Source organism: Pseudomonas sp. H3_D04, from assembly GCF_054669175.1.
The window spans coordinates 2,044,548-2,065,835 of sequence record NZ_CP162801.1 but is presented as its reverse complement, the minus strand read 5'-3'; the positions used below and the strand labels follow the sequence as shown (position 1 = coordinate 2,065,835).

Here is a 21,288-nt window from a genome sequence, read left to right as displayed (position 1 = left end):
TCAGGCAACATTATTGTCAATCGACACACTGCTTTCGCGAGCAGGCTCGCTCCCACAAAAAAGTTGTGTGGGTCATTTGTTTGCGGTGGAATCGACTCGGGTCATCTGCGCGCGCTCATAACGCGGATACAGATGGCTGACGCTGCGAATCAGCTCATAGCGACTCAGGCTGATGCCAGCAAACCGCTCGGGAATGGGGCTGCGGATCATCTCGCTCATGTCACTGCCATTGGCGGCGCCGTCTCGCATGAGCTGATCGAGCCAGGTGAGGTAGTCGCGCATTTGCTCGAACGGTTTTGTGTCCGTGGCCACCGGTCCATGGCCGGGCACGATCAGCGTCCACGGCAGGCCTTGTAGCGTGGCGATGTCCGCCAGCCACACCGACAGCCCCGGACTGTTGGGCGTGGTCAGCGCCCTTTGATAAAACACCAGGTCCCCGGCAAACAGCACGCCGGTTCTCTGGTCGAGAATAGCCAGATCCGCACCGGTGTGCCCACCCAGGCTCAGCAGGCGCAGATCGTGATTCCCAAAATTCAATACGCCAGGCTCCAGCGTCCGGGTCGGCAGCAGCACTTCGGTGCCGCGCATCCAGTCCCCCACCAGTCGATACATATTTTCGGCCATGGCGTCACCCTGCCGATGCAACAGCTCGGTGGTGCCGGCCAACGCACCGATTGGCACGTCGCTGAAGGCTTGGTTGCCCAGCACATGGTCCGGGTGGTGATGGGTCAGCAACACCTCAATCACCGGTTTATCAGTGGTCGCGGCGATGGCTTTGCGCATCGCTTCGCCGTAGCGCCTGGACGGCCCGGTGTCGATCACCACCACCCCGCGGTCAGTGACGATGAACGCGGTATTGACGATGTTGCCGCCGTTGGCCTTGGCGAAATTGTCGGTGCTGCCTTCGAGCAGCCAGGTGTCTTCGGCGATTTGCCGGGGCTTGAGCACGTAATCGAGGTCCGCCAGGGCCGGCAGGCTCAGGCTCATGAACAACAGCAGCATCCAGCGCATCACGCGCTCCTTGGGGTCAGGGTATGGCCGCATCGAATTGATTGCCGCTGTTGTCGCGCAGCACCAGGCGCGTCTGCCCTGCCCCTTCGATGTCGAAGGCCAGGTTGGGGTTCTCGCTGACGGCGGGAAACAGCTCCAGTCGGGCCAGCAGCTGATCGTTCCCGTCGCGCAGTTCAGCATGGTTGATAAAGAATTCAGGGATGCCGCTGACCATGCCGTTGTCCATCGGATGCGCCACTTGCAAGCGCACCCGGCTGAACTCACCGCGCGGATAACGACCGCCCAGTACTTCGCCGATATGCTCTTCCCAGCCAGGCTCGGTGCGCACGACGCTGGGCGCAGTGCAACCACCGCCCGCCGCATCGATCAGTGTCGAGCCGACATGCCAGAGGCCGTCACGGGTCAGCACCGCCGCGCGCAACGGCGTGGCTTGTTCGATACGGATGCGGATCGACAGCCACGGCAATACACGATCCAGCGGTTGGAAATCGACTATTTTCGGCAACGGATTGAGTTCCGCCCAAGCGAGGATTTTCACCACCTCGCCTTTAAACGCCCGGGCGTCGATTTCCAATGGCACTTGCCGGGCATCTTCGGCGAACGGCGGCGCCAGCAGCTTGACCCGGTCATCGAACACGAACGGTGCATTGCCGAGCATCTGCTTGTGGTAGAAGGCCCACATCACCGAGGGCACCGGGTCTTTGCCCGGTTCGATACCGGCAGCGTGCGCCGCCAGGGGCAACCAGCAGAGCAACAGGCAACTCGCTCGCCAGTTCACGGTTGGTACATCTCGGGCACGTCATAGCGCAGGCCGTAATGACCGTAAATGGTGTTGACCGCCCCTTCACGGATCAAGCCCTCCAGCGCCTCTTCCACGGCATAGGCCAGTTGCCGGTTGCTTTCATGCACCGCCATGCCGATCTCCCAGAGTTGCTTGCCCATGTTCGGGTAAGCGTTTTGCGCCAGCGCCACTTGTGGATCGTTGGCTTGGTGAACTTGCCAGTCGATCTCGCCACGCATGGCCATCACCGCATCGACTTCACCGGCCTTCATCGCGGCGAAGGCTTGCGGTACACCGGGATAGTGGTGGGTTTTGCCGGCGAGCATGCCGTTAAATACCGACGTCAGGTAGAACGACGGCACGCTGTCGACTTCGACGCCAATCGGATGGTGTTCGAACACGGCGACGCTGCCTACCTTGTCGAGACGGCGGCGATCATAGGCGACCTGCCATTGTTCGTTCTGGTACGGCCCGAACATCACCACATGGCCGTTTTCCAGCTCACCCAGTTCGTTGCGTTTTTGTGCGTAATCGCGGTCATACGGCACGCGCATCATCAGGTCGGCGAGTTGCAGATCATGCAGCTGACTGGCCCGCCAGATGTAGTCGCGCAGGTCGTCATCGAGCTTCTCGCCGGCGGGCGCCCAGATCAGCGTCAGGCGCACGCCCAGCGCTTTGGCCAAGGCTCCGGCGAGCTCGACATCAACCCCGCGCGGCTGGCCGGCGTCTTCAAAACTGTAGGGGGCGAAGTCCTTGTAGACCGCCACTTTCAACTCCCCGGCAGCGATCATTTCGTCATAGGTACGGACCTGCGCCTGCACGACCTGGCAGCACAGCAACACAGCGCTGATCAACACAGCGAGGAGGCGCATGGGTTACTCCTCGACGCGAACGGTGTCCAGGTAGGTGCGCACCGCCCACAGAGCTTCCTGGCTCAGGTAATCGGCCATTTTCGGCATGTAGACCCGGCCATCCCGCACAGCGCCGTGACGCACGCGTTCGACGAACCATTCATCACCCGCTTCACCGACGTCGAGCATGCGCAAATCGGGGGCGATGCCGCCGGACTTGGCTTCCAGGCCATGACAGGCGGCGCAGTTCTGGTTATAGGCCGAGGAGCCGATTTCCACGGCTTTCTCATGTTCCGGGGAGGCGCGATACGGATTCACCGCCGCCCAACCGTCGGCATCCACCTGCACGCCGGCATCTTTGATCGGGGTCAGGCCTGGGGTGGCGATCGCCTGCGGTACCACGTTGCCGTGGGCCCAGACGGAGCCTGCACTGATAAAGCCGGCCAGCAGTCCGGCAACGAGCAAGGCGTTGCGTTTTGTTGTCATTGTTATGCCCTCAAGATTGCACGCAAAACCTCTTTGAAGAGGCTATGGCACCCATATTGGTACCGGCCTCGCGCAATCCCCATGCTGCTTTGGTGGTCGCCTTCTAGTCCCTTGGTAGTAGGGCTTGTGACGCACACCCAAATCAGGTGCCGTTCGGGAAGTCTTCCCGGTCACAGCGGGACTTTTTCCGTATCCGGCAACTGGCCGGGCGCACCACCCTGTGCAGGCCAAAACCTCCACTGGGAACCGCAACCATGACAATAAGATCGCTACCCGCCCTTTCCCCTCTGTCTATCGCCGTGCAGGCTTTTCTGCTGGTGGGCAGCCTGTCCCTGAGTGCTGCAAGTCACGCCGCAACCGCACCGGCCACGCCCACCCGCAACGTGACGTGGGAAGACATTGCCAACGATCACCTCACCACCAAGGACGTGCTGCAATACGGCATGGGCACCAACGCTCAACGCTGGAGCCCGTTGGCGCAGGTCAACGACAAGAACGTGTTCAAGCTGACGCCGGCCTGGTCCTATTCGTTCGGCGATGAGAAGCAGCGCGGCCAGGAATCCCAGGCCATCGTCAGCGATGGCGTGGTCTACGTCACCGGTTCCTATTCGCGGGTGTTTGCTCTGGATGCCAAGACCGGCAAACGCTTGTGGACCTACAACCATCGCCTGCCGGACAACATTCGTCCGTGCTGCGATGTGGTCAATCGCGGGGCGGCGATCTTTGGCGACAAGATCTACTTCGGCACCCTCGATGCACGCCTGGTCGCCCTGGACAAGAACACCGGCAAAGTGGTGTGGAACAAGAAGTTCGGCGATCATGCCGCCGGCTACACCATGACCGGCGCCCCGGTGCTGATCAAAGACAAGACCACCGGCAAGGTGCTGCTGATTCACGGCAGCTCCGGCGATGAGTTCGGCGTGGTCGGCCAGCTGTTTGCGCGCGACCCCGATACGGGTGAAGAAGTCTGGATGCGGCCCTTCGTCGAAGGCCACATGGGCCGGCTGAACGGCAAGGACAGCACCACCACCGGCGACGTCAAGGCACCGTCCTGGCCGGATGACCCGACCACCGAAACCGGCAAGGTCGAAGCCTGGAGCCACGGCGGCGGTGCGCCTTGGCAGAGCGCCAGTTTCGATCCGGACACCAACACCATCATCGTCGGCGCCGGCAACCCCGGCCCGTGGAATACCTGGGCGCGCACCGCCAAGGATGGCAACCCCCACGACTATGACAGCCTCTACACTTCTGGCCAGGTCGGCGTCGACCCGAGCACCGGCGAGGTGAAATGGTTCTACCAGCACACGCCAAACGATGCCTGGGATTTCTCCGGCAACAACGAACTGGTGCTGTTCGATTACAAGGACAAGGACGGCAAAACGATCAAGGCCACCGGCCACGCGGACCGCAACGGTTTCTTCTACGTGGTCGATCGCAACAACGGCAAATTGCAGAACGCATTCCCCTTCGTCGACAACATCACCTGGGCCAGCCACATCGACCTCAAGACCGGCAAACCGGTGGAAAATCCAGGCCAGCGTCCGGCCAAACCTTTGCCGGGCGAGACCAAGGGCAAGTCAGTGGAAGTGTCGCCGCCGTTCCTCGGCGGCAAGAACTGGAACCCGATGGCGTACAGCCAGGACACCGGGCTGTTCTACATTCCGGGCAACCAGTGGAAAGAGGAATACTGGACCGAAGAGGTCAACTACAAGAAGGGCTCGGCCTATCTGGGCATGGGTTTCCGCATCAAGCGCATGTACGACGATCACGTCGGCTCCCTGCGCGCCATGAACCCCACCACCGGCAAAGTGATTTGGGAACACAAGGAAGCGCTGCCGCTATGGGCCGGCGTATTGGCCACCAAAGGCAACCTGGTGTTTACCGGCACCGGCGACGGTTTCCTCAAGGCGTTCGACGCGAAAACCGGCGCTGAGCTGTGGAAGTTCCAGACCGGCAGCGGCATCGTCTCGCCGCCGATCACCTGGGAACAGGACGGCGAGCAATACGTCGGCGTGACCGTCGGTTACGGCGGTGCGGTGCCATTGTGGGGCGGTGACATGGCCGAGCTGACCAAGCCGGTGGCTCAGGGCGGGTCGTTCTGGGTGTTCAAGATTCCGAGTTGGGACAACAAGACTGCGCAGAAGTAATCCGCTTGCCCCCTGTGCTCACAGGGGGTTTTCTGGTGCTCAACAAGCTTTTCTGTGGCGAGGGCGCTTGCTCCCGCTGGGCTGCGAAGCGACCCCCTCATTTTTCAGCAACACCGAGTTGCCTGGATTTACGACTGCTGCGCAGCCGGGCGGGAGCAAGCTCCCTCGCCACAGGAACCCACATAACCGTTGTTTTTTGTGTATCCAGCTGCCCTCCACCTTTCGAGGACCTGTCATGAAGTACCTGCCTCTACTGCTATTGCTTGCCGCCCTTCCGGTTTTCGCCGACAACGGCGACGACTCCCCACTCATCATCAACGGCTGCACCATCGCCGATCACAGCCAATGCCCCGGCGCCAATCTCAAAGGCGCAAACCTGAGCAATCAGGACCTGCGCAACATGAACCTCAGCGGCGCCGACCTGCGCGATGCCGACCTGCGGCACGCCCGACTCGACCTCGCCAACCTGGAAAAAGCGCAGCTGCAAGGCGCCAACCTGACCCGCGCCAGCCTGCAACAAAGCAACCTGCGGCTGGCGGATTTCACCGGTTCAACGTTGATGGCGATTCAGGGCTGGGGGATGTTTGCCCAAGGCGCGCAATTCCAGGACGCCAACCTCAGCGGCGCCTACCTGCAATTCGCCCGCCTCTCCGGCGCGAGAATGCACAACACCAATCTGCGGGCCGCGGACCTGGAAATGACCTGGTTGAGCAAGGCTGACCTCAAAGGTGCCAACCTCAGTGACGCCAACCTGCAAGAAGCCAAATTAAGTGAAAGCAATCTGGAACAGGCCAACCTCAGCGGGTCGCGGCAGCATTATGCGAATTTTCAGGATGCGAACATGGAGGGCTGCAGCGGTTGCCCGACGACCTGGAACAAATGAACTGTATGCACACAAAACCATTGTGGGAGTGAGCCTGCTCGCGATAGCGGTGTAACAGTCAACTGAGAGGTTGAATGTGCCGACGTATTCGCGAGCAGGCTCGCTCCCACAGTGGATATGGGTTGCCGGCACTGTCGAGTCAGCCCGCCTTGCGCACCACCCCCATATCAATCCCCAAATGCACCAGTTCGGCATGGGACGTGACCTGCAATTTGCTCTTGAGCAAGGTCAGGTGGTTGGAGACGGTTTTGCTGCTGATGCTCAACTGTTCGGCAATCAACCGCGCTGGCGTGCCTTTGGCGAGCATCACGAAAATCTCCAGCTCGCGCTGGGTCATGCTCTGCAATCGCGGGTCGCTGGCGTCCTGTTGCGGGTGGCACGCCAGTTGGGTGGCCAGGGGCTGTTCGATGTAGGCATGGCCGGCGAGGATCCGCTGCACCGCCTCAATCAGCACTTGCGGCGCCGAGCTCTTGGTCAAGTAACCCGAGGCACCCGCCTCCAGCGCCTGGCGCACCAAGGGCAGTTCATCGTGCATGCTGAAAAACAGCACCCGCAATTGCGGCAGCCGTTGACGCAAACGTCGGGTGGTTTCCAGCCCGCTGATCCCCGGCAAACCGAAATCCATGATCACCAGGTTCGGCACGGCTTCCTGAACCCGGATCAGCGCGTCTTCGCCGGTGGCAGCTTCACGCACTTCCATTGCCGGCAACAACGCCCGCAACAAACTCGCGTAGCCCTGACGGACCACCGCATGGTCATCGACCAGCAGAATATTCATGACACCTCCAAAGGCATGCTCAAGGCCAGCGCCCATCCGGCGCCGGGGTGGCTGATGACCCGCAATTCGCCGCCGACGCTGCGGGCGCGTTCGTACATCGAATACAAACCGACGCCGGGCCGCTGCGGTTGTGTGGCGCCGCGCCCGTTATCGCGAATCAACAGGTGCAGATGCGCGCCTCGATGTTGCAGGCGAACCCGCACCCGGGTGGCCTGCGCATGCCGGGCGACGTTGGTCAGCGCTTCCTGCAACAGGCGATAGAGCTGGGTTTTGTCCGGCGCGGACAAGGGCGGCAACTGCGCGCCGATCCGCAGCTGGCAGTCAATGCCGTGCCGCCCCTGCCATTGCTCCACCAGCAGGCCAAAGGCTTCTGCCAACGGCAGGTGTTGCAGTACCACCGGATAGAGGTCATGCACCAGCGCCCGAAATCCCTGTTGCAGGTGTTCGCAGTTGTGTTCCAGCTCACGCACCGTGCGTTCCATCACCACGGGTTGATCCGTCACCAGCCGCAACAGACAGGCCTGGGCGCGAATCCCTGCCAGGTACTGGCCGAGATCATCGTGCAGGGTCTGCGCCAGATGAGTGCGCTCCTGTTCCTGCACCGCCAATAACGTCTGTGTCAGATGGGCATTATCGGCGCGCGACCGCTCCAGCGCAGTGGTCATGCGATTGAAATGCGCTGCCAGCTGCCGTGCCTCCGGCATACCTTCCGCGCGCAATCGCACCTTGAGCTGGCCGCCCGAGACCTGCTGCAACGCGCGCAACAATTCATCGAGCAAGCCCATGCCACGGCGCACGGCCCAGCGGATGGTGAGCAGGCTCAAGATCAAGGCGAGGCCGCACAGGCCCAGCAATTGCTGCAGCGAATCCCAGACTTCGTCGATCTCATCCCGTGAATCGACCGCAATCTGAACGCGCCGGCCATCGTGCAAATCCAGGACTCGCGCACTGTACCGGGCTTCGGCGAACAACAGCCGCCCGAGCCACGCATCGAGTCCGGCCTGAACCGGCAGCCGTGCCGCTTCGCCGGGCTCCAGCCAGCGCACCCGCACATGCCGCAGGCTGCCCGTCAATCGCGGCTGGAGGCTGGCGGGATCACGCTCGGCGGTTTCGCTCAGGTACTCGACCACCGCCTCGGCGGATTGCAGTTCGCGCTCCACGTCCGCCAGCGCCTGGTGCACCAGCAACCCCATGCACGCCAGGGTGACCAGGACGAAAAACCCGCTGACCCAAAGGTTGATCCGCCACAGGGCCGACACGGTTAGTGCCCCGGTGTCGCGGGCAAGACCAGCAATGGCGCCGGGCGGGGGCTGTGGAGCTTGTCGACGCCGATCAGGGTCAGGATCAACAACAACGGCAGGAGCAGCGCTTTGAGAATACGCATGGTCAATCTCCTCCAGTGTGATGGCCGTGATCACCCATGCTAAAACCGCGCCGCTCCGGGCGAGCTACTACCTTGGTACTGCCTGACTGGTACTTTCTGCATATTTCAATCTGCCTCGCAGGCTTCCTATGCTGGCGCTACCTGTAATGGAGTGCCTTTATGCGCCAGCTTGCCCCTTACGCCCTGATCTACCTGCTGGCGATTGCCTGCGCCTCCGGGGTGGCGACGCAGAGCCAGGCGGCGGATGCGCCGTTGCAGGTGCGGATCGGCTACCTGGGCTACCGGCCTGACCCCGGTCCGCTGCTGTCCAACGTGATTCCCGAACCGGTCGATGCCGGGCTTCGCGGCGCCGAACTGGCGATCACCGACAGCAACAGCACCGGGCGTTTTCTCAACCAGAGTTACAGCCTCGTCACGGCCAATGCCGACAGCCCGGATGCCCTGATTGAAGCGGCCAAGGCCCAACATGCACAGGGTCTGCGCCTGTTTGTGGTGAATGCGCCGGTGGAGAGTCTGCGCCGGCTCAGCGCCGTGCTGCCCGACAGCTTGCTGTTCAACGCCGGCAGCCCGGATGACAGCCTGCGCACCACCGACTGCCTGCCAAACGTGCTGCACAGCCTGCCGAGCCGGGCGATGCTCGCCGATGCTCTGGCGCAGTTTCTGGTGCTACGCAAATGGCAACGGGCGCTGCTGATCGTCGGCCCGACCCCGGACGATCAGGCCTACGCCGCCGCCCTGCGCCGCGCCGCCAAACGATTCGGCCTGACACTGGTGGCGGAAAAAGCCTGGAGCTTCGACAACGATCAGCGTCGCAGCGCCCAGGCCGACATGCCGCTGTTCACCCAGACCGCCGAATACGATGTGGTGCTGGTGGCGGACGAACGTGGCGATTTCGGTGAATACGTGCCCTACCAGACCTGGTACCCACGGCCGGTCGCCGGCACGCAGGGCCTGACCCCCGTGGGCTGGCACAAAACCGTGGAAACCTACGGCGCCGCCCAACTGCAGAAACGCTTCGAAGCCCTGGCCGGGCGCTGGATGAATGACCGCGACTTCGCCGCCTGGATCGCCGTGCGCAGCATCGCCAGTGCGGTGAGCAAACTGCGACAGGTCGATCCCGTGGCGATCCGCACCCTGGAAATCAGCGATCAATTGCCGCTGGACGGTTTCAAGGGGCGCAAGCTCAGTTATCGCCCGTGGAACGGTCAGTTGCGCCAACCGATTCCCATCGTCCAGCCCCGAGCGCTGGTCAGCACGTCGCCGCAAGACGGCTTCCTGCACCCTTTCAACGAAATGGACAGCCTTGGCTACGACAAGCCCGAGGTCAGCTGCCGCTTTCCCTGAGCCAGCGTTCCACAAGAACTACAACAAAAAGGAATCCGCCATGCGTCGCACCCTGCTCTCTTGCGCCCTGCTGCTCGCCGCCGGGCACACCGCTGCCAGCACCGCCTGGGTCTCCAACGAAAAGGACAACACCCTGAGCCTGATCGACCTGCAGACGTTGCAAGTCACCGACACCCTGCCCGTCGGCCAACGGCCGCGCGGTTTGCTGCTGTCCCACGACAACAAGCTGCTGTACATCTGCGCCAGCGACTCGGACCGGGTCCAGGTGATGGACGTCGCCACCCGCAAGATCATCAAGGAATTGCCGTCGGGCAAAGACCCCGAGCAGTTCGCCCTGCATCCCAACAATCGCTGGCTCTACGTTTCGAACGAAGACGATGCGCTGGTGACGGTGATCGATACCGAAACCTCAAAGGTGCTAAGCCAGATCAGCGTTGGCGTCGAACCCGAAGGCATGGCCGTCAGCCCCGACGGCAAGTGGGCGGTGAACACCAGCGAAACCACCAACATGCTGCACTGGATCGACACCAGCACCCAGACCCTGGCCGACAGCACCCTGGTCGATCAGCGGCCGCGTTTCGTCGAGTTTTCACCTGAAGGCTCGCAACTCTGGGCCTCGGCGGAAATCGGCGGCACGGTGACCATTCTCGACGTCGCCACCCGCAAGGTCCTCAAGACCCTGACTTTCCAGATCAAGGGCGTGCACCCGGACAAGGTCCAGCCGGTGGGCATCAAGCTCAGCGCCGACGGCAAGTACGGTTTCGTCGCCCTCGGCCCGGCCAATCATGTGGCGGTGATTGACGCCAAGACCTTCGAGATTCTTGATTATCTGTTGGTCGGTCGTCGGGTCTGGCAGATGTCGTTCACCCCCGATCAAAAACAGTTGCTGGCCACCAACGGCGTCAGCGGCGATGTATCGGTGATTGATGTCGACAGCCTCAAAGTGACCAAATCGGTAAAAGTCGGGCGCTATCCGTGGGGCGTGGTGGTGACGCCATGAACGCACTGGAAGTCAGCGAACTGAGCTTCGCCTATGGCGCGCGGGAGGCGTTGCGGCAGGTGAATTTCAGCCTGGCGCCCGGGCGTTTCGCGGCGTTGCTGGGGCCGAACGGCGCAGGCAAATCGACGCTGATTGCCCTGCTCACCCGGCTCTATGATTTGCAGCGCGGGGACATCCGGGTCGGCGGCTGCTCCTTGCGCAGCGCGGCGCGTCCGGCGCTCAAGCAATTGGGCGTGGTGTTCCAGCAAAGCACGCTGGACCTGGACCTCAGTGTCGAGCAGAACCTGCGTTATCACGCCGCGCTGCATGGCATGTCCCGGCGCCAGACCGGCCTGCGGGTCGACGCCGAACTGGCGCGGCAGGCGCTGACCGAGCGCCGTCGCGAGCGGGTGCGTGAACTCAATGGCGGTCACCGGCGCCGGGTGGAAATCGCCCGCGCCTTGCTGCATGAGCCACGGCTGTTGCTGCTCGACGAGGCCAGTGTCGGCCTCGATCCGGCCAGCCGGCTGGCGCTCAATCAACACATTCGCGACCTGTGTCGCGAGCAGCACATCAGCGTGCTCTGGACCACCCACTTGCTGGATGAAGTGCAGCCGAGCGATGACTTGCTGATTCTTCATCAGGGCCGTCTGGTGGCCAGCGGGCAGGCTGATGCCTTGAGCCAGGCGCATGGCGGCGACCTCGGTTCGGCCTTCACTCGCCTCACGACATCAGGAGCCGCGAGATGAATGCGTATTGGCAATGCTTCAGCGGCATCGTGCTGCGTGAATGGCTGCGCTTTGTGTTGCAGCGCACGCGGTTTCTCAGCGCGCTGGTGCGGCCATTGCTGTGGCTGCTGGTGTTCGCCGCCGGTTTTCGCGCGGCCCTCGGGATCGCGATCATTGAGCCCTACGACACCTACATTCCGTATGAGGTCTACATCATCCCGGGGCTGGCCTGCATGATCCTGCTGTTCAACGGCATGCAAGGTTCGCTGTCGATGGTTTACGACCGGGAGATGGGCAGCATGCGCGTGCTGCTGACCAGCCCCCTGCCCCGGACCTTCCTGCTGTGCAGCAAACTGTTGGCCACTTCGCTGATTTCGCTGTTGCAGGTGTACGCCTTTCTGGCAATTGCCTGGGTGTACGGCGTGCAGCCACCGGCCATGGGGCTGTTGATCGCCTTGCCGGCGTTGTTGCTGGTGGCGTTGATGCTCAGTGCGCTGGGCCTGCTGCTGTCCAATGCGATCCGGCAACTGGAGAACTTCGCCGGGGTGATGAATTTCGTGATCTTCCCGCTGTTTTTCCTGTCGTCGGCGTTGTATCCGCTGTGGAAGATGCGCGAATCCAGCGAGTGGCTGTACTGGCTGTGCGCGCTGAACCCGTTTACCCATGCTGTGGAACTGGTGCGGTTTGCCCTGTATGAGCGTTTCAATCCGCTGGCGCTGGCGGTGTGCATGGGGCTGATGCTGCTGTTCGCCCTGCTCGCTGTCCTCACTTTCAACCCGCAACACGCCGCCCTGCGCAAAACCAGCTGACACCATCAATCCCCCTGTGGGAGCAGACTCGCTCCCACAGGGGATCTGCGTCCTACAGATATTGCGAACAAATGAAGACCCCCTGTGGGAGCGAGCCTGCTCGCGATAGCGGAGTGTCAGTCAATAGAGATGTTGAATGTTAAGCCGCCATCGCGAGCAGGCTCACTCCTACAGGGGATTTTTGGTGCACTGGCGAGGGAAATTACTACTTTAGTACTGGTTTTCCTGTCTATCGTCGCATTCCCAACGCCCCGAGACTGGCATGTAATGGGTTCATAACTATAAGGATTGAACCCCCATGCCGCGTGCCCAACGTCGTCTGTTGCGCCCTTCCCTTGCTGCGCTGTCGCTGAGCCTGCTGCTGGGCGCCGCGCACGCCGATACACCGCTGTTCTCCGCCGACGGCTATCGCATCAACCTCTATCGCAGCCCGACCCCGAATCAGCTTCAAGGCGCGGCCATCGTCGACACCGCCGCCCTGCAAACCCTGCTCACCCAGACACCGCGTCCGGTGCTGATCGACGTCTATCGCCGCCAATGGCTGCAAGGACGATTCATCGAAGACCAGCCCCACGAGAACCTGCCCGGCAGCCATTGGCTGGCCAATACCGGCGACGGCGACCTGACAGCTGACTGGCAGGGCTATTTTGCGCGTAACCTGAACGCATTGACCGCAGGAGACTTGGCGCAACCGCTGGTCTTCTACTGCCGCTCCGACTGCTGGCTGAGCTGGAATGCGGTAAAACGCGCCGCGGCCATGGGCTATAAGACACTGTATTGGTACCGCGACGGCCTGGACGCCTGGCAAGCCGCCAACCTGCCCGTTGAACCGGCCCGGCCCGAGCCCTTCCCCTGACCTTTACGCGTGCGTGTTGTTGCCACACCATAATGAAAATAATGAGGTGAAAGGCTATGTACAAAATTCTGATTGCCGACGATCACCCGCTGTTTCGCGAAGCCATTCATAACGTCATCAGCGATGGTTTTCCGGGCAGCGAGGTGATGGAAACCGCCGACCTCGACAGTGCCCTGCTGCTGACTCAGGAGCACGACGACCTGGACCTGATCCTGCTCGACCTGAACATGCCGGGCATGCACGGCCTCAATGGCCTGATCAACCTGCGCAACGAGGCGCCGACCATTCCGGTGGTGATCGTTTCAGCCGAGCAGGACAAGCAGATCGTGCTGCAAGCCATCACCTATGGCGCAGTGGGTTTCATCACCAAATCCTCGCCCCGGGTGCAGATGACCGAGGCCATCCAGCAGATTCTCAATGGCAATGTGTACTTGCCGCCGGACATCATTCGCACACAAAAGTCAGGCACCCATCGGCGCATGAATGACAACCCGAGCTTCCCGCCCGAACTGCTCCAGGCGCTGACCCGCAAGCAGTTGCTGGTGCTGGAACGCATGACCAAGGGTGAATCGAACAAGCAGATCGCCTACACCCTGGAAATCGCCGAAACCACAGTCAAGGCGCATGTCTCGGCGATCTTGCGCAAACTCAACGTGCACAACCGGGTGCAAGCGATTCTGAGTGCCGGGGATATTGATTTCGGGTCTTATCTGCGGCGTTGAATGTTGGGCATTCCCAGATCCCTGTGGCGAGGGAGCTTGCTCCCGTTGGGTCGCGAAGCGGCCCCCTTCAAACTTCCAGGTAAACCGAGTCGCCTGATTTACGACTGCTTCGCAGCCGGACGGGAGCAAGCTCCCTCGCCACAGAAAGCCTAGTCACCACAGGTCTGATGCCCGACGCGGCTAACGGGATGGGCCAAGCAAATGACTCATCGCCGTTTTCAGCTTCATCGGCCGTACAGGCTTATGCATCAACGTATGCCCCAACTCGCGAATCTGCTGCTTGAGCTCATTGCTGTAGTTGGCGGTAATCATCATCGCCGGGATCGCTGAACCGCGCCGGGCGTTGATCCGGGCCACGGCATCGACGCCGTTCTGCTCGTCATCGAGGTGATAGTCGGCAATCAGCAAGTCGGCTTCTTCGTGGTAGTTGTCCACCTGCCGCGCCAGGTCCTGCTCCGACAGTGCCGTGACCACCCGACACCCCCACCCTTCCAGCAACGTGCGCATGCCAGCGCAAATCGCCGCGTCATTATCCAGCACCCACACCCGCGCTCCGCGCAGACGCTCGAGCATCGGCTCACTCATCAACAACGCTGGCTGAGCCTTCGGAGCCGTGGCGCTCAACGGCACCTCGACGGAAAACATCGAGCCCTTGCCCGGCCACGAACGCACGTGAACGCGATGACCGAGAATCCCGGCAATCTTCTCGACGATGGCCAGCCCCAGCCCCAACCCGCGGTCCTGATCCGGACGCTGCACATCGCCCCGTTTGAACTCCTGGAAAATCTCTTCCAGTCGATTTTCGGCAATGCCCATCCCGCTGTCCCACACCTCGATCGTCAACCGCTGATGATGACGCCGACATCCGAGCACCACCCGACCGCTGTAGGTATAACGAATGGCGTTGCTCAGCAGATTGCGCAGGATCCGCGCCAGCAACTGAATGTCGCTACGCACCAGCGCCGAACACGGGATGAAATGCAGCTCCAGCCCTTCATTGCGGGCCACCTGTGTGTACTCGGCCGCGAGGTTTTCCAGCAGCTCGCTCAGGGCGAACGGCGCGATGTCGGCTTTGATCACCCCGGCATCCAGTTTGGAAATATCCACCAGCGTGCCTAGCAGGTTTTCCACGTCCTCCAGCGAATTGCTGACATTGCGCACCAAAATCGCATTGGCCACCGGCTCGCGACGTTCCAGCAAAGCGCTGGTGAATAGCCGAGCCGCGTTGAGCGGTTGCAGCAGGTCGTGACTCACGGCGGCGAGAAACTTGGTTTTCGACAGGTTGGCCTGCTCCGCCTCAAGTTTGGCCTCGCGCAAACGCGATTCAACGCGCCGGCGCTCGTCGATTTCACGCAGCAATTGGTCATTGAGGGTGGTCAGTTCGGTGGTCCGTTCGCGTACCCGCAACTCAAGATTCTGATAAGCCTGGTGCAGCGCCTCGGCCGTGCGGCGGCGCTCGGTGATGTCACGGATCAACACGAAGATCCCCACCACTTCCCCGGTGGCCAGGCGATTGGGCACGTAGGAGCGCAGCATGTAGCGCTCCTGATTGTTGATGTTGGTTTCGGCAAATTCGAACGTCACGCTCTCACCGGCCAAGGCCCTGGCCACGTAGGCCTCGAGGCGCTGGTAATGCTGCGCGCTGTGAACTTCGCGCAGGCTCTGCCCGAGCATCACGCCGCGAGGCCAGCAGTACCATTCTTCGTAGACCTTGTTGGTGAATTCGTAGACCAGATCGGCATTGAGGTAGGCGATCAACGCGGGGACATGGTCGGTGATCAGGCGAATCCAGCGCTCGCTTTCGCTGAGGGCTTCGGCGTGCTGGTAACGTTCGGTGATGTCGGTGAAGGTGTTGACGAAGCCACCGGTGGGCAACGGATGCGTGCGGATTTCCAGCACCCGGCCATCGTAAAGACGTTGCTCGCATTCCTGCACGTGCCGCCCGTTGGCATCGCGACTGGCCGGGGTCAGCAGGGTCAACTCGCTGTCGCCGATCACTTCGGCAAACGGCCGATGGGCCGCCACCGGGGCGAGCCCGCTCAGTTCGAGGAAGCGCCGGTTCCACAGTTCCAGGATGCCTTCGGCATTGACCATGGCCACGCCTTGGGACAGGTTGTCGACCGCCCGTTGCAGCAAGTGCGATTTCTGCGCCACGGCTTGCTCGCGGCGCACGGTTTCGCTGAGTTTGACGTCAGTAATGTCGGTGAACAGGATCACCCGCCCACCTTCCTGCGTGGGCCGTTCGCTGACTTGCAGCCAGCGGCCGTCCTGCAAGCGATAGATCAGGTTTTCGTCGGCATGCCCACGGGGTTCTTCGGTGAACAACCCGGTGGCAGACATCAGCCGTTTCACCTCGACCAGACGCATGCCGGCGTTGATCCGCACCCGGCTGTTGTCCCAGAACGCCTTGAAACGGCTGTTGAACAAAACGATGCGCTGCTCGGCATCGAACAGCACAAAGGCATCGGAAATGCTCTCGATGGCATCGATCAGATGCTGATGCGCGGTTTCCGCCCGCAGGCGCGCTTCGCTGAGCAAGTGATTGCCCGACTTGAGCTCGGCCATGGCCTGGTTCAAGGCGTCGGTGCGCTCACGCACCTGCTCGGCCAGCACCACCGAATGCTGGAACGCCGCGTAGGGATCATTGCCGCGCGTGACACCGGATTCGATCCGCTCGATCAGCGCGCCGTTGATGCGCTGCAGTTTATGGTTGTCGTGGCGCAGGCTGGCGAGCTGCGCCTGCAGCTCAACGATGTCCAGGGGACCGGCCTCGGGCAATGGCAACCCCGGTGAAGGTCTGGTTGATGTGCATGCCATTGAACTGTTCTCCGTAGGTGTTGAAACCCATCACCCGTTGGTCGCGCAAAAACGTTCCGATCTGCTCCAGGCTGCCGCCGTCTTCCAGCTCCAGACGCCTGAGAAAACAGTCGCAGCCGATGGTCAGTAACAGATCGCCGAGGCGCTCCTGCAAGCCTTCGAACAAGGTTTGCAGATTCGGCAGCATCGGGCCGGGGGTCATGACGGTGAGGACGATGCCGTTTTCCACGGCGCAGTAAAAACTCAGGCTCAGGTCTGGATGAACCTGCTGGATCGCCCGCACGTAATACTGATCGTTGATCCGCACCGCCAAGGGGTGTGCGGCGAAGACCCGGTGATCGAGTTCGGCCACCGGCACGCCGATGTGTCGGGCGTACTCCTCGGCAGCCGGCTCGGCATTCAGTTCAAAGACCCGGCGCGAGGCGCTGTCGGCTCCGGTGACCACCAGTTTCTCCGCCCTCGGCAAGATGTGGTGCGTGGTGAACACCTCGAAATCCAGCCAGGTGTTGACCAGCACCACCACCGCCGCGCCGCTGTGAAACTCGCCGCCGAAATAGACGTGGGTGTGGGTCAGGTAGTTGTCATCGCCGGCCGAACCGCCGAAATGCGGGATGTCGCCCAACGCCGCGCTCAACGCAGCGAGGACCATTTCTTCGCGGCTGGACAGACCATCGAGCAAGGTCAGGGCAAAGCTGTTGCCCTTGATCGGCGCCAGGGTGTTGCTGCGACAGCCGCTGGCCAGGCGCTCGACCATTTGCTGGGCGTCGATCAGGCTGAAGCGCTCCATCTCGCTGATCAGTTCGGCGTCGATGGAAAAATGCCGATGGTCGAACCCCACCGCCGTCACGCAATTGCGGCCGTAGCCCAAGGGCGTGATCTCCCCGGCGCTGGTGCAGCCGACCAGGCGAATGCCGCCGAAGCTCAGATGCAAGGCCTGGCCCAGCGCCTGCAAGTCGTACTCGGCGGAGCAGAAGAACAACACGAAGCCCAGATGCGGGTGCAATAACTGCCGCGCGAGCTCCTGAGCCACTTGTTGGGCATCGGTGGCCTGGGACATGCCGCTGACCACCCCTTCACTCTGGACCTGCTGCATGACCACCCCCGCAGGTGCGCGTGTATGAGACACGAGTGTACGAAGCCTGCGGGCTGCGACGAATGCTACTTGGGTAGCGGGTAGCCGCTTCGATGGGATGAGAGTCGGCGGGTTGGCGGCTTGATGGCTGAAGCTTTTGTGGCGAGGAAGCTTGCTCCCGCTGGACTGCGCAGCAGTCCCCCAACCGGCCGATGCGCGACCAGAATAGGGACCGCTACGCGCTCCAGCGGGAGCAAGCTCCCTCGCCACAGGGGTAGGGTTCACAGATCAGCTTGTTACCAGTTCAACACCGCCCCCACCGCGAAGGTATCGGTGTCTTCGTTCTGGGCGCTGGTGTCGTGGCCGTTGATTTCGAACTGGTTGTACTCGGCCACGAGTTTGAGGTTGTCGTTGACGTCATGGAACAACGCAATGCCGCGGGTTTCATAGTCCGCGCCGCTGCCGACCACACCATTGCCGTCGTCATTAGTCTTGCCATAAGACAAGGCCAGGCGGTTTTTGCCCAGTTTGTACGAGCCTTGCAGCAAGTAGCCGTCGCTGTCGACGTTGCGCAGGGTCGGTTCGCCGGCGTTGTTGGTGAAGAACGGGTTAATCCCTTTGGCCTGGAAACCGGAGCCGGTCAGCGACAACCCGCCCATCTTCGCCTGCACACCGTAGCCGACGCCTTTGGAGGTGACCGATTCAACGGTGGAGTCGGTATTGTCCGAGGTCTGGTAGCTGCCGTTGACCCAGCTGTAAATCTTCGCGCCGCCGACGTCGAACTGATAGGTGACCTCGCTCTCGGTACGCGGATTCTCCTGATACGCCTTGCCCAACGGGCTGCTGTCGTTGGTGTCCACCGGGTCGAGAATTCCCACGGCCACCCGCAAACCCTCCATCACCGGGGTGCGATAGGTGATCTGCGAGGTCGGGAACGGGTACGGGTAACCCGTACCGATATTGCCGAACGACACGCCGCCACCGTCCACCAACCCCAGGGTATCGCTGACCTGGCCGTAACCGGCGAGCATTTCATCGAGCAGAATGTTGGAGCGGGCGAACAGGCCGAAGTCCTTGCCGATCAACACTTCGCCCCATTCCGGATTGGCCACGGTGCCGTAGAACTGCCGCACGTCGATGGCGGTGTCGGTGCCATTGGTCTGGCTGTCGTTGATGGTCACCCAGAACGAGGCCCGCGCACCGAGCTTCAGGTCATCGACCTGTTTGCCCATGTTGAAACCCAGGTAATTGGGCAGATAGCCCATTTTTACCCGCGCCTGTTTCCGGTCGTACTGGTCGCCGGCACGGTCCACATCGCTGTTCACGTAGAAGGCGTTGATGTAGCCGTCGGTTGAGAACGTGGTCTGGTCCTTGTCGTACAGCACGATCTCGGCCTCGGCCATCGTGCTCAAACCGAGGGTCGAGAGGCTGGCAATGAAAGCAGGCAAGTAACGATGCTTGAAGTTCTTATTGTTGTGCATGACGCGCTCCGCAGCGGGGGACTGGATGTCGGAGGCGATTATCGAAAGGGGACGGGCGGCGGCATACGCTGCCTTGGGGGCGGTTTTGAAGTGCTTTGGAGTGGCCGGGCGTGAGCGGCAAATTCGGTGTAAGACCGGGCTCAGGCACGGCCCGGAACTTTAGGTGTAAGACCGGCTAGGTCGCCGCTCTGAACAGCATGTAGGCGGCGACCACGACACACACGCTGGCAAAACCGATTTGCAGGGCCCGGGCCGGGACGCGCGCGCTCAGTTGTCGGCCGACGATCATGCCGACTACGCTGGCAACAATGAACGTTGCGCCCAGGGCATCAATCCTGACCCCGGCATGAAACGCCCCGATCACACCGATGGCGGAAATCAGGCTGATCACCATCAAGGAGGTGGCGACGATGCCGCGCATCTGCACATCGGTCAGTTGCTTGAAGGCCGGGACAATCAAGAAGCCGCCACCGACCCCGAGCAACCCGGAAACAACGCCGGTCACCGCGCCCAATGCCGCGAGGGTCGCGGTGCATTTGGCGGTCCAGGAAAAACGCCCGGTCTGCTGATCAAGCATGCAGTTCTTCTGACCCCAGTTGGCGTGGCCGTGGTCGCTCGGTCCTTCTTCCTGGCGCTCGCGACGCAACATCCGCCAGGCCACCATGACCATCAGCAGACTGAACAGGATCATCAGGATTTTTTCCGGCAACTGATGGGCGAAGTAGATGCCGACCGGCGAAAAAATCGCCCCCAGCAGTGCGATCAGCAACGCCGCGCGATAGCGCACCAGGCCATGGCGCAAACCATCAATAGCCCCGACCGCTGCCGCGCTGCCCACCGCAAACAACGCCACCGGCGCAGCCTGGGTCATGGTCAATCCCAGCCCCAGCACCAAGGCCGGCACCGCAAGAATGCCGCCCCCTGCCCCGGTCAATCCCAGGACGAGGCCCATCACCACGCCAAAAAAACCTGCCAACAGCATAAAACGCTCGTAATCCGTGGGAAAAAGCCGGGAACGCCCGGTATCGATGTCTGACAGGATAGAGCCCGTGCGAATTTTTTCCTTCAGCATTTAACGCGGGGCTGGTCAGCGCAGGGAAAATGACACTACCCTCTTGGCTCGTCCTGAAAGAAACGGCCACCATGCCTGCCTTGATTGAAGCTTTTTTAGACCCTGCCTCCTCGACCTACAGCTACGTGATTCATGAAGGTGCTGGCAGTCAATGCGCCATCGTCGACCCGGTCCTCGACTACGACCCCGCCGCCGGTCGCACCGCCACCACCCAGGCGAACAAAATCATCGCCTTCGTTCGCAAGCATCAGTTGCAAGTGCAATGGCTGCTGGAAACCCACGCCCATGCCGATCACCTGTCTGCCGCACCGTATCTGCGTCGCGAGCTGGGCGGCAAAATCACCATCGGCCAGTCGATCAGCAAGGTCCAGGGCGTGTTCAAGGCCCTGTTCAACCTTGAGCCGGCATTTCGCAGTGACGGTTCGCAATTCGACCACCTGTTCGCCCCGGACGAATCATTCATGATCGGCCACCTCAAGGCCACGGCTCTGCATGTGCCCGGCCACACCCCGGCGGACATGGCCTATTTGATCGACGGTGACGTGATTCTGGTAGGCGATACTTTGTTCATGCCAGACGTGGGCACGGCCCGTTGCGACTTCCCCGGCGGCAATGCCCACCAGATGTTCGCCTCGATCCAAAAACTGTTGGCCTTCCCCGCCAGCGTCCGGCTCTACGTCTGCCACGACTACCCACCCGAAGGCCGCGTATCCCGCTGCATGACCACGGTCGGCGAGCAACGCAAAAGCAATATCCACGTCCATGACGGCATCGACGAAGCGGCGTTCGTCGCCATGCGCACCCAGCGTGATGCCGGGCTGGGCATGCCAACGCTGTTGCTGCCGGCGATTCAGGTGAATGTGCGGGCGGGGAATCTGCCGCCGGCGGAGGACAATGGCTCCGTATATCTAAAAATTCCGATCAATAAGCTTTGAAGAGAAGTTTTTCCCGATGTTTTTCTCATTTATTTGTCAAATGTGTCCGAATTAAACAAGGAAAATGACTTTCGAGGCCATTTGCCACTATTTTTATGATTTAACAAACACGCCTTCGCGGGTCGAACTATGCTCTTTTGACGTCGCGGAGG

The 21,288-nt window shown here is 61.5% G+C and carries 20 protein-coding genes; 9 read left to right on the top strand and 11 right to left on the bottom strand.

Features of this window, described 5'->3' with window-relative positions; all coding sequences use genetic code 11:
• Positions 1-72 precede the first annotated feature (72 nt).
• The 4 genes from AB4N91_RS09730 to pedF are packed head-to-tail and all read right to left on the bottom strand — an operon-like array spanning position 73 to position 3,129.
• Entirely contained in the window at positions 73-1,011 is a 939-nt protein-coding gene (locus AB4N91_RS09730; RefSeq protein ID WP_077749289.1) for a quinoprotein relay system zinc metallohydrolase 1, read from the bottom strand.
• Positions 1,012-1,027: 16 nt separating this feature from the next.
• Positions 1,028-1,789 (bottom strand): quinoprotein dehydrogenase-associated SoxYZ-like carrier, encoded by a 762-nt coding sequence (locus AB4N91_RS09725; RefSeq protein WP_010455133.1) that lies wholly within the window; start codon positions 1,787-1,789, stop codon positions 1,028-1,030.
• The gene (locus AB4N91_RS09720; protein WP_010455135.1) at positions 1,786-2,664 is read right to left on the bottom strand and encodes a substrate-binding periplasmic protein; all 879 of its coding nucleotides are present in this window, start codon (positions 2,662-2,664) and stop codon (positions 1,786-1,788) included. The genes AB4N91_RS09725 and AB4N91_RS09720 overlap by 4 nt, the downstream gene beginning before the upstream one ends.
• 3 nt (positions 2,665-2,667) lie before the next feature.
• Positions 2,668-3,129 carry a cytochrome c-550 PedF gene (gene pedF, locus AB4N91_RS09715; protein ID WP_010455137.1) on the bottom strand — a complete coding sequence of 154 codons (462 nt, stop codon included), beginning with the start codon at positions 3,127-3,129 and terminating at the stop codon, positions 2,668-2,670.
• A gap of 254 nt (positions 3,130-3,383) precedes the next feature.
• Here pedF and exaA point away from each other — a divergent pair, with 254 nt between their 5' ends.
• Both exaA and AB4N91_RS09705 read left to right on the top strand, forming a co-directional pair.
• A complete protein-coding gene (gene exaA / locus AB4N91_RS09710; protein WP_083376516.1) occupies positions 3,384-5,276 on the top strand; it encodes a quinoprotein ethanol dehydrogenase in 1,893 nt (630 codons plus the stop codon).
• Positions 5,277-5,511: 235 nt separating this feature from the next.
• The gene (locus tag AB4N91_RS09705; RefSeq protein WP_077749294.1) at positions 5,512-6,159 is read left to right on the top strand and encodes a pentapeptide repeat-containing protein; all 648 of its coding nucleotides are present in this window, start codon (positions 5,512-5,514) and stop codon (positions 6,157-6,159) included.
• 139 nt (positions 6,160-6,298) lie between these two features.
• Here AB4N91_RS09705 and AB4N91_RS09700 read toward each other — a convergent pair whose 3' ends face one another.
• From AB4N91_RS09700 to AB4N91_RS09690, 3 genes are read right to left on the bottom strand one after another with little or no spacing between them, the layout of a single operon-like run.
• Positions 6,299-6,937, bottom strand: coding sequence for a response regulator (locus AB4N91_RS09700; protein ID WP_010455143.1), 639 nt, complete (start codon positions 6,935-6,937; stop codon positions 6,299-6,301).
• On the bottom strand, positions 6,934-8,196 hold the full coding sequence (locus AB4N91_RS09695) for a sensor histidine kinase (protein WP_460112367.1): 1,263 nt from the start codon (positions 8,194-8,196) through the stop codon (positions 6,934-6,936). Before AB4N91_RS09695 ends, AB4N91_RS09700 begins: the two co-directional genes overlap by 4 nt.
• A gap of 2 nt (positions 8,197-8,198) precedes the next feature.
• Positions 8,199-8,321 carry a hypothetical protein gene (locus tag AB4N91_RS09690; RefSeq protein WP_424481438.1) on the bottom strand — a complete coding sequence of 41 codons (123 nt, stop codon included), beginning with the start codon at positions 8,319-8,321 and terminating at the stop codon, positions 8,199-8,201.
• Positions 8,322-8,480: 159 nt separating this feature from the next.
• Between AB4N91_RS09690 and AB4N91_RS09685 the strand changes: the two genes are divergently transcribed.
• The 6 genes from AB4N91_RS09685 (at position 8,481) to AB4N91_RS09660 (ending at position 13,759) form a co-directional block, all read left to right on the top strand.
• The gene (locus AB4N91_RS09685) at positions 8,481-9,665 is read left to right on the top strand and encodes an ABC transporter substrate-binding protein (protein WP_460112366.1); all 1,185 of its coding nucleotides are present in this window, start codon (positions 8,481-8,483) and stop codon (positions 9,663-9,665) included.
• 40 nt (positions 9,666-9,705) lie between these two features.
• The gene (locus AB4N91_RS09680) at positions 9,706-10,665 is read left to right on the top strand and encodes a YVTN family beta-propeller repeat protein (protein WP_010455148.1); all 960 of its coding nucleotides are present in this window, start codon (positions 9,706-9,708) and stop codon (positions 10,663-10,665) included.
• A complete protein-coding gene (locus AB4N91_RS09675) occupies positions 10,662-11,393 on the top strand; it encodes an ABC transporter ATP-binding protein (protein ID WP_460112365.1) in 732 nt (243 codons plus the stop codon). The genes AB4N91_RS09680 and AB4N91_RS09675 overlap by 4 nt, the downstream gene beginning before the upstream one ends.
• Positions 11,390-12,181, top strand: coding sequence for an ABC transporter permease (locus AB4N91_RS09670; protein WP_460112364.1), 792 nt, complete (start codon positions 11,390-11,392; stop codon positions 12,179-12,181). Before AB4N91_RS09675 ends, AB4N91_RS09670 begins: the two co-directional genes overlap by 4 nt.
• Before the next feature lie 298 nt (positions 12,182-12,479).
• Positions 12,480-13,037, top strand: coding sequence for a PQQ-dependent catabolism-associated CXXCW motif protein (locus AB4N91_RS09665; protein WP_077749299.1), 558 nt, complete (start codon positions 12,480-12,482; stop codon positions 13,035-13,037).
• 56 nt (positions 13,038-13,093) lie between these two features.
• A complete protein-coding gene (locus AB4N91_RS09660; protein WP_010455152.1) occupies positions 13,094-13,759 on the top strand; it encodes a response regulator transcription factor in 666 nt (221 codons plus the stop codon).
• Positions 13,760-13,939: 180 nt separating this feature from the next.
• On the opposite strand, the gene nahK is transcribed toward AB4N91_RS09660, so the two are convergent.
• From nahK to AB4N91_RS09640, 4 genes are all read right to left on the bottom strand, one after another.
• Positions 13,940-16,537 (bottom strand): hybrid sensor histidine kinase/response regulator NahK/ErcS', encoded by a 2,598-nt coding sequence (nahK, locus tag AB4N91_RS09655; RefSeq protein WP_077749300.1) that lies wholly within the window; start codon positions 16,535-16,537, stop codon positions 13,940-13,942.
• On the bottom strand, positions 16,506-17,669 hold the full coding sequence (nosP, locus tag AB4N91_RS09650) for a nitric oxide-sensing protein NosP (protein WP_010455155.1): 1,164 nt from the start codon (positions 17,667-17,669) through the stop codon (positions 16,506-16,508). The genes nahK and nosP overlap by 32 nt, the downstream gene beginning before the upstream one ends.
• A gap of 275 nt (positions 17,670-17,944) precedes the next feature.
• Positions 17,945-19,129, bottom strand: a complete 1,185-nt coding sequence (locus tag AB4N91_RS09645; protein ID WP_010455156.1) for a porin — start codon at positions 19,127-19,129, stop codon at positions 17,945-17,947.
• Between the two features lie 175 nt (positions 19,130-19,304).
• Positions 19,305-20,111 (bottom strand): sulfite exporter TauE/SafE family protein, encoded by an 807-nt coding sequence (locus AB4N91_RS09640; protein WP_077749301.1) that lies wholly within the window; start codon positions 20,109-20,111, stop codon positions 19,305-19,307.
• Positions 20,112-20,272: 161 nt separating this feature from the next.
• Between AB4N91_RS09640 and AB4N91_RS09635 the strand changes: the two genes are divergently transcribed.
• Positions 20,273-21,136, top strand: coding sequence for an MBL fold metallo-hydrolase (locus AB4N91_RS09635; RefSeq protein ID WP_460112363.1), 864 nt, complete (start codon positions 20,273-20,275; stop codon positions 21,134-21,136).
• Positions 21,137-21,288 lie beyond the last annotated feature (152 nt).

Coding starts and splice junctions, on each gene's coding strand:
- AB4N91_RS09665 (WP_077749299.1), top strand. CDS start 12,480: ATGCCGCGTGCCCAACGTCGTCTGTTGCGCCCTTCCCTTGCTGCGCTG.
- AB4N91_RS09675 (WP_460112365.1), top strand. CDS start 10,662: ATGAACGCACTGGAAGTCAGCGAACTGAGCTTCGCCTATGGCGCGCGG.
- exaA (WP_083376516.1), top strand. CDS start 3,384: ATGACAATAAGATCGCTACCCGCCCTTTCCCCTCTGTCTATCGCCGTG.
- AB4N91_RS09720 (WP_010455135.1), bottom strand. CDS start 2,664: ATGCGCCTCCTCGCTGTGTTGATCAGCGCTGTGTTGCTGTGCTGCCAG.
- AB4N91_RS09705 (WP_077749294.1), top strand. CDS start 5,512: ATGAAGTACCTGCCTCTACTGCTATTGCTTGCCGCCCTTCCGGTTTTC.
- AB4N91_RS09645 (WP_010455156.1), bottom strand. CDS start 19,129: ATGCACAACAATAAGAACTTCAAGCATCGTTACTTGCCTGCTTTCATT.
- AB4N91_RS09640 (WP_077749301.1), bottom strand. CDS start 20,111: ATGCTGTTGGCAGGTTTTTTTGGCGTGGTGATGGGCCTCGTCCTGGGA.
- AB4N91_RS09635 (WP_460112363.1), top strand. CDS start 20,273: ATGCCTGCCTTGATTGAAGCTTTTTTAGACCCTGCCTCCTCGACCTAC.
- nosP (WP_010455155.1), bottom strand. CDS start 17,669: ATGCAGCAGGTCCAGAGTGAAGGGGTGGTCAGCGGCATGTCCCAGGCC.
- AB4N91_RS09730 (WP_077749289.1), bottom strand. CDS start 1,011: ATGCGCTGGATGCTGCTGTTGTTCATGAGCCTGAGCCTGCCGGCCCTG.
- AB4N91_RS09690 (WP_424481438.1), bottom strand. CDS start 8,321: ATGCGTATTCTCAAAGCGCTGCTCCTGCCGTTGTTGTTGATCCTGACC.
- AB4N91_RS09670 (WP_460112364.1), top strand. CDS start 11,390: ATGAATGCGTATTGGCAATGCTTCAGCGGCATCGTGCTGCGTGAATGG.
- AB4N91_RS09685 (WP_460112366.1), top strand. CDS start 8,481: ATGCGCCAGCTTGCCCCTTACGCCCTGATCTACCTGCTGGCGATTGCC.
- AB4N91_RS09660 (WP_010455152.1), top strand. CDS start 13,094: ATGTACAAAATTCTGATTGCCGACGATCACCCGCTGTTTCGCGAAGCC.
- pedF (WP_010455137.1), bottom strand. CDS start 3,129: ATGACAACAAAACGCAACGCCTTGCTCGTTGCCGGACTGCTGGCCGGC.
- AB4N91_RS09680 (WP_010455148.1), top strand. CDS start 9,706: ATGCGTCGCACCCTGCTCTCTTGCGCCCTGCTGCTCGCCGCCGGGCAC.
- AB4N91_RS09700 (WP_010455143.1), bottom strand. CDS start 6,937: ATGAATATTCTGCTGGTCGATGACCATGCGGTGGTCCGTCAGGGCTAC.